We start from the raw sequence: 1,116 nt of genomic DNA, 5'->3' as shown, positions 1-1,116 counted from the left end.
AATGCTCTTTTAAATCCTGTATCGAAGAGACTTGTGGCATCAAATGGTCAATTAAAGATCTTAGTTTCAAATGCGCCTTGTCCGCTAAGTGAATCTGCTGGCCGGGTGCCCGGTTGATCCGCATGTCGCGCGTAGGTACCAAGCTTAGCTCATTTTCCATCCTGCGGCAGAACTTGCCGGTCCGTGCATAGTTTTTGAAGTGATCAGCGGTGTTCTTTCCGTTATGATTGATGCGGTTGGCAATAATGTGAAAGTGCAAATTGGCCGAATCTTCATGCTTAAAAACCACCATCTGGTTATGCTCGAAGCCAAACTCTTTGGCAAATTCGGTCGATATCTGCATGATCTTGTCATTGCTGGGCTTTTCGCCTGGCGAAAAGCTGAATGACTGATGCCAGACGTATTTGGTCAGCTTCTTGTTTTTGGAGTGGTTGTCTGTGTACTGGCGGGCCAGGTAGTCCAGATCCAGCGTCCCGTCAGGGGCGGTTTTGAGGGCAAGGTTCTGAATATAAACCAGCTCCCCTCTGACGCTTTGTCCTTCGAGTCGCTCGCCCGCCGTAGTTTGCTGACCCTTCTGATAATAGCAGTACTGCAAAATTCCTTTAGCGTAGCTGCCCAAACCTGCTTTTCCGATCATTTGCTTGTTTGCTGGATGAATTCCCTGACCGCGTTTTCAATCTCGAAGTGGACAGAGGCGATATCTGCCGCCTCGTTTTTCCAGGTAGGTGCAAGTTCCTGCAAGGGCCCAACATAGTAGCTTTCATATTTTGAAAGCAGCTGGCGTGCGGATCGGGCCATTCCCCATGCTTCCCGAAGGATTTGCTCCTTGCTCTCTCCCGGCCCCAGTACCTGGCCCAGATAGTCCGACAGGGATGTAATCCAGCAGTCGATCTCAGTAATCGTCTTTTGAAAGCTACGGATCTCAAAGCTTTCAAAAACCCAGCGGGTGATAAGGTCAGCGAGCAAGCGCACCCGCTGGCTGCTCTGCTGCCACTGCATAGAAAGCATCGGGTGGTCTTTGGTCTTTAAAATAGCGAGCGATAGTATTCCCGCTAGCTGCTCGAGAATCCGGATTGTTTCGGCGGTCGCCTTCGGCAGCGTTCTTTTCTGGGGCCT

The 1,116-nt window shown here is 50.5% G+C and carries 2 protein-coding genes; both read right to left on the bottom strand.

Annotated features, from left to right (window positions below; translation table 11 throughout):
* Nucleotides 1–637: relaxase/mobilization nuclease domain-containing protein (locus LZD49_RS35365; RefSeq protein WP_234673375.1), on the bottom strand; the 637-nt coding region annotated here is incomplete at its 3' end.
* Nucleotides 634–1,116, bottom strand: a 483-nt coding sequence (locus LZD49_RS35360; protein WP_234673373.1) for a hypothetical protein, incomplete at its 5' end; no start/stop codon positions are given. The genes LZD49_RS35365 and LZD49_RS35360, both read right to left, overlap by 4 nt.

The organism is Dyadobacter sp. CY261, assembly GCF_021440085.1.
Lineage (GTDB): Bacteria > Bacteroidota > Bacteroidia > Cytophagales > Spirosomataceae > Dyadobacter.
Note: the sequence above shows the minus strand (reverse complement) of the source record. Positions and strands in the feature narration are given on the sequence as shown.